Below are 8,752 nucleotides of genomic sequence, written 5' to 3' on the forward strand. Positions count from 1 at the left end.
GGGGCCCGAGATCACTTGTGCGACCCGGCGGGCGTCGGAATACTAGCCCGGGTGACCGCACTGGAGGCAGTGGCCGTCCACCTCCCCCCGCACGCCGTTCCCATCGAGGCTGTGGGCGAGCTCATCGGCCTGACCCCACGTCAACTCCGTCTCTTCCGCCGCTTCCACGGCCTGGACCAGCTGCGTCTGGATCCGACCGGGACGCTGCCCGACCTGCTCGACGCCGCCCTGGACAACCTGCCGGAGCTGCGTGGACGCGAACCCGACATCCGCTTCGTGATCCACGCCCGCAGCATGCCGGTGGCGGTGCCCCATCCGCTCAACCCGCTGCACGACCTGCTCGAAGCCCGTGGACTGGCGCACGCCAACGCCTTCACGGTGACCCACCACGCCTGCGCGGTGGGCCTGCTGGCCATCGACCTGGCCGGCAGGCTGCTCGCGGACGAACCCGACCCGGCGGCGCTCGCCCTGGTGCTGACCGGCGAGAAGACCTTCACCAGGGACGCCCAGGTGGTGCCCGAGACCGGCATCTTCGCCGAGGGCGCGGCCGCCTGCCTGGTCAGCGCCGGTGGCGAGCGCCACCGGATGCTCTCCTTCGTGGTGCGCCAGCGCCCGGAGTTCGACGGCCGGCTGGCCGAGGACCCGGACCTGCTCGCCCGCTACCAGCGCGAGTACCCGAACGTGATGGTGGAGGCGATCGAGGCCGCCCTGGACCAGGCCGGTCTGGACCTCTCCGACCTGGCCGCGATCCTGCCGCACAACGTCAACCAGGCGTCCTGGCGGATGATCGCGCGCCGGATCGGCTATCCGGTCGAGAAAGTCGTGCTGGACAACGTGCGGTCGGTCGGGCACAGTTTCGCCTCGGACAGCCTCATCAATCTCCACACCGCCACCACGCGGGGGCTGCTCCGCCGCGGCGACCACTACCTGATCGCCGCCGCCGGTGTCGGAGCGACCTTCTCCGCGATGGCGATGCGGTACTGACGGTCCGCCGGCCACCGATGCCGCCGAATCCGCCGGCCGCCGTCCGCACGGTGACGCCGGATTCCCACACCACCCAGAGCCCCGGGGCGCCTGTAAGCCCCGGAGCACACATCCCACGTACGACGGGACGGGACACCCATGTCAGAAGCCGCGGTCCAGACCACCGACCCCGAACTGCGCGAGCGGATCCTGCACGGCATCGGCGAGCTCCTGCCGCGCGTCCTCAAGCGCGAACTGCCCGAGATCCCGCAGGACGCCTGCCTCTTCGACGACCTCGGCCTCACCTCGGCCGGCACCATCGAGCTGATCCTGGAGCTGGAGGAGTCGCTCGACATCCAGGTGGACGTCGAGCAGATCACCGAGGACGACCTGCGGTCGGTCACCAGGCTGGCCGACTACGTCGCCGGGCACGTCATCCCCGAGGACTGACCGGGTGGCCCCCGGTCCCACCGGTCTGCGGATCACCCGGGCGCTGGCCCGCCGGTTCGACGGCCGCTCGGAGACCTCGCTCGACCCGGACCTGCGGGTCTTCGTCTCCGACCTCGTCCGCCCCTACGGCCTGCCGCTGCGCGAGGACCTGCTCGGCGAGGGCGTCGGCCACTCCTACGAGGAACTGGCCGCCGGAGTGCTCCGCGAGGCGCTCGCCGAGGACGAGCCGGCCGACCTGCTGATCCTGGCCTTCGACACCCCGGACGTGCGGCCCGGCGCGCCGTCCTCGCTGGCGCTCAGCCGGTCCGTCCCGGGCGGCCCGCTCGCCTTCGCGGTCTGCGACCAGGGCGGCGCGGCGGCCTTCACCGCACTGCGGCTGGCCGCCGGCCACCAGCGCACCGGCGGCTGCCGCCGGGCCGTGGTGGTGCTGGCCGAACAGACCGCGCTGCACTACGAGCCGCCCGGACCGGTGCCGCTGCCGGAGTGGCACGCGGTGGTGGTGCTGGTCTGCGAGGAGGCCCCCGGCGAGGGCCTGGCCGTCCGGCAGACCAGGGGTGCGACCTCCCCGGCCGAGTCGGTCCGGGCCGCGGCCGGGGAACTCGGGCCCGAGGCGGCACTGCTGCTCGGCCCCGGCTTCGGCCCGCCGGAGCCCCCGCCGACGCAGCCGTTCACCGGACTCTGGGCGGAGCTGGCCGAACACCTCCCGCAGTGGCGGGCGGCCGGCCGGCCCGCGCTGCTGGCCGGGTTCGACCGCCGGCTCGGCGTGCTGAGCACGCTGACCCTGCCGTGACGGCGATCGATCTCTGGCTGATCGACACACGTCAACCGGCCGCTCCGGCCGGGGAGCTGTGGCAGCTGCTCGACCAGGGCGAGCGCGCCCGGGCGTCCGGGATGGACCCCGGGGCGCGCGAGCGTTTCACCGTGGTGCGCGGCGCCGTCCGGCAGCTGGTCGCCGCCCGGCTCGGCGTGCACCCGGCCGACGTGGTCTGGCGGTACGGGCCGAACGGCAAGCCCGAGCCGGCGGGGGACGGCGGGCTGCGGGTCAGCTGGTCGGCCTCGGACGCCGTCGCGGTGCTGGCCCTCGCCGAGGGGCGGGCGGTCGGTGTCGACGTCGAACGGCTCCACGACCCGCGGACGGCCGAGCGGATGGCCGCCCGCTGGTTCCCGGTCGAGGAGGCGTGGTTCGTCGCCGAGCCCGCGGAACCGGCCGAGCGGGCGGCGCGGTTCACCGCGCTGTGGTGCCGCCGGGAGGCCTGCGTCAAGGCGTACGGCGGGCGCGTCGTGCAGTCCTTCGGCGTGCCCGTCGCCGGTCCGTCGCCGGTGCTGGTGGCCGACCCGGGCGCGCTCGGCGCCGGCCCGGCCCGGCTCTGCGACGTCCCCGTCGCGGAACCGTTCCGGGCTGCCGTCGCCGCCCTCGGGGAATCGTCAATACATGTCAACTCGCATGAGTGGCACGGGAATTGACGAAACGCTCGATCAGGTCAGGTTTGGTCTGGACCAGCTGACGAGGGCGCTGGTAGCGTCCCGGTCACACCCCCTGCCGAGCCCTCCCCGGCCCTTCCCGGCAAGCCGAAAGGCGTGTACGACGTGGCACCGCACGACGCTCCACCGCAGGACCCGACGTCACTCGGCGCTCCACCGCACGACCCGACGCTACTCGGCGCTCCACCGCACGACCCGACGCTACTCGGCGCTCCACCGCACGACCCGACGCTACTCGGCGCTCCACCGCACGACCCGGCGTCACTCGGCGCGACACCGTGCGGCGCGAATCCGGCCACCAGGCGGGTCACCGTGCGGTACGCCGCCGAGAGCAGCGGCTCCGGACCGCTCACCCGCGGCCAGGACAACATGATCCGCTGCATCCGGGCCAGTGCCCCCGAGGCGATCAACAAGGAGTCCGTCTGGCCGGTGCCCGACGGCACCTCGGTCCCCTCCGGGCTGGTCGCCCTCCGCCGGCTGGTCGAGCGGCACGAGTCGTTGCGGACCTCCTTTCCCGCGGGCCCCGGTCCGGACGGATTCCCGGACCGCCAGGTGGTGCACCGGCAGGGCCGGTTCGCCGTCTCCGTGGTCGAGGCCGGCTGCCGCTCGGAGGCCGAACTGAACGCGATGGCAGAGGAGTTGGGCCGGGTCGATGTCACCGTTCCGGTCGGCCCCGACCTGCCGCCGAGGATCCGGTTCACGCTGATCGCCGCGGGCGAGCGACTGCTGCGGCTGGTCGCCGTGGTCTGCCACGCGGGCGCCGACGGCGCCGCCACCGCCGTGCTGATCGAGGACTGGTGCGCCCTCGCCGCCGGGAAGGAGCTGCCGCCGGTCACCGCGCCGACCCCGCTGGGGATCGCCGTGGCGGAGCAGAGCGCCCAGGGCCGCCGCAGGTCGGCGGCCGCCCTGCGGCACTGGGCCCGGATCCTGACCGCCGGTCCGGTGGGCGTCTTCTCCGACGCGCGGATCAGCGGCCCGCCCCGCGACCACAGCGCCCTGCTGGTCCGCTCGCGCACCGCCGCCGACGACCTCGCCGCGGTCTGCCGGCGCACCGGCGCCAGCCCCTCGGTCGTCCTGCTCGCCGCCTTCGCCGCGCTGGTCGCCCACCGCGCGGGCCGCTCCGAGCTGGTGTTCTCGGCGCTGTCGGCCAACCGTCAGCGCGCCGCCCTGATCGACCACGTCGGCACCCTCGCGCAGGACGCGCTGATCCTGCTCGACGCCGGCGCGGCCGACCTCGACCAGCTGATCGGCCGCGCCAAGTCGGCCTCGCTGAGCGCCTACTGGCACAGCACCCTGGACGCCGAGAAGGTCTGGCAGCTGGTGGACGACGCGGCCCATGTGCGCGGCGCCCGGTTCGCCCGCCAGGTGGTCGTCAACGATCTGAGTCTCACCATCCCGGCCTCCGTCGCCGCCGTCCAGCCGCCCCCGGCCGCCGATCCCGAGCTCACCGTGCTGCCCGCCCCGCCGCTGCCGGTCCGGCTGATGCTCACCGTCCTGCGGATCACCGGCAGCCTGGACTTCGCCCTGATCGCCTGCCCCCAGGTGCTCGACCCCGAGGAGGCCGAGACTTTCGCCCGGGCGCTGCCGGCCGTGCTCGCGGCCGCCGCCGAGGGCCCGGTGCTGCTGGCCGACCTGCCCGCGGCGCTCGGTCCGCCGGGAGCCGGCCGGGGCGGTGAATGGAGGCTGGTCGACGGCTCCTGGATCGATCTCGCGGCCGTCCGCGAACTCCTGGACGCCGCGCTCGGGGACCACCGGCTCTCGGTGAGCGAGGGAACGCTGGTGGCCGAGGTGGCCGCCGTCGACCCCTCGTTCGGCCCCGCCGAGGCCCACCGCGCCGTGGTCGCCGCCCTGGCCGGGCGCGACACCGCGATGGCACCGCACCGGTACGTCGTCCGGCACACCTCGCCGGCGGGGGAGCGGACCGAGACCGGGAGCGGGCGCGACCGGGCCGTCGTCGCCCGGCTGTCGGCGCTCACCTGAACGGATGATCACGGCAGCCCGCGGGACACTCACTCCCACGGGGCGCCGTGATCGTCCCCGGCTCCCCACGGAAGGTCCGTCCAGGAGCAGCCGGAGGTCGCCCCCGAGGTGAGCCCCCACGGGCTCGGCACCTCCTCCTCGTCCCCGTCCTGCACCGGCAGCCGGTCGATCACCGCGACCAGCGCCGGCGGCAGCTGCGGGGCGAGCCCCCGGTGCACCCGCGACAGGATGTCCCGCCGTACGTCGTCCGGCAGCAGCGGCCGGTTCATCCGCAACACCCGCGGCCCGGGCGGTCGTTCGACCGTCGCCAGCTGGTCCGACCAGGCCCGCCAGTAGTCGGCGTCGTCCGTCTCGCCGAGCATCAGGTGGTGCAGGTGCAGGCAGTAGGCGGCCGTCCCGCTGCCCGAGCCCGCCGCGAAGCGCCACCAGAACTCGGCGCCCTCCTCCTTGCCGGTGGCGTACAGCAGCGCGCCGAACACCTCGGCCCCCTCCGGCTCGATCCGGCGCGCGTTCACCAGCAGGTCGAGTCCGCGCGAGGCGTCCGGCGCGCCCAGCACCAGGGCCACCACCAGGCCGAGTTCGAACGCCGCCTGCTCGTGCTCCGACGGCAGGTGGGCGGGCGCGGCGGTGAGCCTGGCCCGGCGCAGCGCCGCGACCCGCTCCGCATGGGCGCGTTCGGGCCGGGGAACGCGGAACACCGTCCGGCCGCCGTCCGCCGGTTCCGCACCGGCCGGACCGCCGTCCGCCGGTTCCGCACCGGCCGGGGCGCCCTCCTCCGGTCTCCCCGTCACAGCTCGCCCTCGTCGTCCGGGAGTTCGCCCACCCCGAGCCGGCGGGCCAGCCGTTCCCGGGCGTGCCGGAGGTTGGAGTGCACCGTCGCCACCGGCCGCCCCAGGTACGCCGCGATCACCTTGACGTGCAGGCCGAGCAGGTACCGCAGGATCACCACGTCCCGCTGCCGGTCCGGCAGTTCGAGGATCGCCGCGTACAGCCGCACCTCGTCGGCCTCACTGTGCAGCAGCCCCTTCGCCACCTGCTTGAAGGCCCCGATCACCGCCGCGAAGGTGACCGCCTCCACCTCCACCGGCTCCTCGGCGGCCACCCAGTCCGACACGTGCCGGTTGGCCAACCGCCAGGCGTAGGCGGCCGGTTCCTCGAACCGCAGGACCTGCGGCCAGCAGCGGGCCAGGTCGGACTTCACCGCCCCGACGACCAGCTCCGCGTCGGACCGGTTACCTATCCGGGTCAACGCGAGCGCGTGCCAGGCGGGTTCGTGCGTCTCGCAGAAGGCGGCGTAGGCGAGGCCCAGGCGGAGTTCGGGGTCGGACCGGGGAGCGCGGTCGGAGCCGGCCGCCGGCGCCGTCTCCGCTCCGTGAATGTGCGCCACGGCCGTTCCGCCCCGGAACCTGCGCGCCGGGGCACCCCTGTCGATCGTCATCGAGCCTGCTTTCCGTGGCCGTCGGCTGCTCACCCGGCCACCCGAGGGTCGGGCTGTCGGTGCCCATCCTCATTCCATCAGGCCCGTCACTCCAGGATGCAATCCGAATACAGATGGTCATCTCATGGGCGTCGTCGGTTGGTTGGAATGCTCCGAAGCTGTTCGGAACGCGACCGGTCCCGCCTATCGTGGTCAGGAGCGATCGGTCGGGAATGATCGGTCGGGAGTGGAACCGAGGGAGAGCGCGATGGGTCTCTACGACGGGGTGGACCTGCGGCTGAACGTGCCGCACTCGGCCCGGATGTACGACTACTTCCTCGGCGGCTTCACCAACTTCGCCGCCGACCGTGAGGCCGCCGGACAGGCCCTCGCCGTCGCGCCGTGGCTGCGCGCCGCCGCCCGGGTCAACCGCGCCTTCATGCAGCGCTCGACCCGGGCGCTCGCCGAGGCCGGCTTCGACCAGTTCATCGACATCGGCACCGGCATCCCCACCTCGCCCAACCTGCACGAGGTCGCCCAGGGCATCCGGCCGAACGCCCGCGTGGTCTACGCCGACAACGATCCGATCGTGCTCTCGCACGCCCAGGCCCTGCTCACCGGCACCCCCGAGGGCCGCACCGCGTACGTCGAGGCGGACGTCACCGACCCGCTCGGACTGCTCGCCGCCCCGGGCCTGCGGGAGACCCTCGACCTGTCCCGCCCGGTCGCGCTCTCCCTCAACGCCCTGCTCCACTTCGTCCCCGACACCCACGGCGCGTACGAGCTGGTCGAGCGCCTCAAATCCGCCCTCGTCCCCGGCAGCGCCCTGGTGCTGACCCACGTCAGCCCCGAGTTCGCACCCGAGGACATCGCCCGGCTGACCCGGATCTACGAGGCCGCCGGCACCGCCGCCCAGGCCCGCACCCGGTCGGAGATCGTCCGCTTCTTCGACGGCTGGACGCTCCTCGACCCGGGGCTCGTCCCCATCGCGCAGTGGCGGCCCGCGCCGGACGAGACGCCCGGGGCCGCCGAGGAGGTCTCGCTGTACGCCGCGGTGGCCGTCCGGCCGTGAACCATCGGACGACTTTCCACCGCCCGGCCCGGTCGATGCCGTGCTCCGGTGCCCGGCGCGGCCCCCGGTGGCCCCGCATCCGTCGGTGCGGGCCACCGGGGTCGTGGAGTCCTCCCGGTGATGCCGCGCTGCCGTGCTGCCGCTCACGGCGCACGCAGCGTCCGTCCCGGTGCTGCCGCTCGCTCCCTTCATCCCACCCGTGCGCCCCCGTTCCCCCGGGCACAGACTGGTGGGGAACCGAATACTGCCCCGCGAGGCAGGGAGAGGCATGCTGCTGGGACTCACCACCGCGTTGGCCGCGACCGTCTGCTTCGGCTTCGGGGCGGTCTTCCAGGCGCGCGGCGCGCGGTCGGCCCCGCGCGCCGACCGGGTGCGGGCGGGCCTGCTGGCCGCGCTGCTGCGGTCCTGGCAGTTCATCCTCGGCACGCTGCTGGACATCGTCGGCTTCGTGCTGAGCATCGTCGCCCTGCGCACCCTCCCGCTCTTCCTCGTCCAGGCCGTCACCAACGCCAGCCTGGCCGTCACCGCCCTGGCGGCCGTCTGGCTGCTGGGCGCCCGGCTGCGCCGGGGCGATCTCGCGGGCATCCTCGCGGTGGTCCTCGGCCTGACCCTGCTGGCGCTCGGCTCCGGCCAGGAGGGCCGTGACCACGCCGCGACCGCCTTCCACTGGGCGCTGCTCGCCACCACCGCCGCCATGGTGCTCGCCACCGTGGTCCTGGTGCGCCGGGAGGGCAACGCGGCCGCGGCCGGCCTGGGCCTGCTGGCCGGGGTCGGCTTCGGCGTGACCAGCCTGGCCGTGCGGGTCCTGGACGTCTCCGGCCCGGTCGCCGTCCTCACCGATCCCGCCGCCTACGCCCTCGCCGTCGGCGGCCTCGGCGGCTACCTCGCCTACGCCATGGCGCTGCAGCGCGGGACGGTGACGGCCGCGACCGCCGCCGGGACGGTGACCGAGACCTTCGGTCCGGCGCTGATCGGCGTGACGGTGCTCGGGGACGCCGCCCGGCCCGGGTTCGAGTGGTGCGCGCTGACCGGCTTCGTGATCGCGGTGGGCGGCACCTTCGTGCTCTCCCGCTTCGGTGAGCTGGAGGGCGAGTCCGCCGAACTGGTGGCTCCGTACCGGGACACCGAGGCGGAGCCCGCCGTCCCGCCCCGGTAGCCCGGACGGCTCCGCCATGCGAAGGTGACTTGCCGGACAAATCGGACGGCGACACGGCCACAGAGCGGCAGGTGCCCGATGGCGGAGGAGTCCCACTCCCGACCCCGGCGGTCAGGCCCGAAGGCCCGCACGGACCAGTCTCACACGCTCAAGGTTTAGCCTCATCCAGTTTCGCTCGCCACTACTCCCGGAATCACGGTTGTTTTCTCTTCCTGCGGGTACTGAGATGTTT

Annotated in this window: 9 protein-coding genes; 7 read left to right on the forward strand and 2 right to left on the reverse strand. The window is 74.3% G+C overall.

Annotated elements, in window-relative coordinates; translation table 11 throughout:
- The first annotated feature begins 51 nt into the window (after positions 1 to 51).
- The 5 genes from ACIQOV_RS14505 to ACIQOV_RS14525 all read left to right on the forward strand — a co-directional run bounded on the left by ACIQOV_RS14505 (position 52) and on the right by ACIQOV_RS14525 (position 4,875).
- Positions 52 to 984, forward strand: coding sequence for a 3-oxoacyl-[acyl-carrier-protein] synthase III C-terminal domain-containing protein (locus ACIQOV_RS14505; protein WP_401048544.1), 933 nt, complete (start codon positions 52 to 54; stop codon positions 982 to 984).
- 138 nt (positions 985 to 1,122) lie between these two features.
- A complete protein-coding gene (locus ACIQOV_RS14510; protein WP_049653836.1) occupies positions 1,123 to 1,413 on the forward strand; it encodes a phosphopantetheine-binding protein in 291 nt (96 codons plus the stop codon).
- A gap of 4 nt (positions 1,414 to 1,417) precedes the next feature.
- Complete coding sequence (locus ACIQOV_RS14515) at positions 1,418 to 2,203, forward strand: hypothetical protein (RefSeq protein WP_401048546.1); 786 nt, start codon at positions 1,418 to 1,420, stop codon at positions 2,201 to 2,203.
- Complete coding sequence (locus ACIQOV_RS14520) at positions 2,200 to 2,877, forward strand: 4'-phosphopantetheinyl transferase family protein (RefSeq protein WP_401048548.1); 678 nt, start codon at positions 2,200 to 2,202, stop codon at positions 2,875 to 2,877. Before ACIQOV_RS14515 ends, ACIQOV_RS14520 begins: the two co-directional genes overlap by 4 nt.
- 330 nt (positions 2,878 to 3,207) lie before the next feature.
- Complete coding sequence (locus ACIQOV_RS14525; RefSeq protein WP_401048549.1) at positions 3,208 to 4,875, forward strand: condensation domain-containing protein; 1,668 nt, start codon at positions 3,208 to 3,210, stop codon at positions 4,873 to 4,875.
- Between the two features lie 29 nt (positions 4,876 to 4,904).
- On the opposite strand, the gene ACIQOV_RS14530 is transcribed toward ACIQOV_RS14525, so the two are convergent.
- Both ACIQOV_RS14530 and ACIQOV_RS14535 read right to left on the reverse strand, forming a co-directional pair.
- Positions 4,905 to 5,666 (reverse strand): hypothetical protein, encoded by a 762-nt coding sequence (locus tag ACIQOV_RS14530; protein WP_401048550.1) that lies wholly within the window; start codon positions 5,664 to 5,666, stop codon positions 4,905 to 4,907.
- Positions 5,663 to 6,262: a sigma-70 family RNA polymerase sigma factor gene (locus ACIQOV_RS14535; RefSeq protein WP_359902517.1), complete on the reverse strand. Its 600-nt coding sequence runs from the start codon at positions 6,260 to 6,262 to the stop codon at positions 5,663 to 5,665. Before ACIQOV_RS14535 ends, ACIQOV_RS14530 begins: the two co-directional genes overlap by 4 nt.
- 298 nt (positions 6,263 to 6,560) lie before the next feature.
- On the opposite strand from ACIQOV_RS14535, the gene ACIQOV_RS14540 reads away from it, so the two are divergent.
- Both ACIQOV_RS14540 and ACIQOV_RS14545 read left to right on the forward strand, forming a co-directional pair.
- Positions 6,561 to 7,364 carry an SAM-dependent methyltransferase gene (locus ACIQOV_RS14540; protein WP_401048552.1) on the forward strand — a complete coding sequence of 268 codons (804 nt, stop codon included), beginning with the start codon at positions 6,561 to 6,563 and terminating at the stop codon, positions 7,362 to 7,364.
- A gap of 268 nt (positions 7,365 to 7,632) precedes the next feature.
- On the forward strand, positions 7,633 to 8,520 hold the full coding sequence (locus ACIQOV_RS14545; RefSeq protein ID WP_401048554.1) for a DMT family transporter: 888 nt from the start codon (positions 7,633 to 7,635) through the stop codon (positions 8,518 to 8,520).
- The last annotated feature ends 232 nt before the right edge of the window (positions 8,521 to 8,752 follow it).

The sequence above is a fragment of the Kitasatospora sp. NPDC091257 genome (assembly GCF_044757675.1).
GTDB classification, from domain to species: domain Bacteria; phylum Actinomycetota; class Actinomycetes; order Streptomycetales; family Streptomycetaceae; genus Kitasatospora; species Kitasatospora lactacystinica.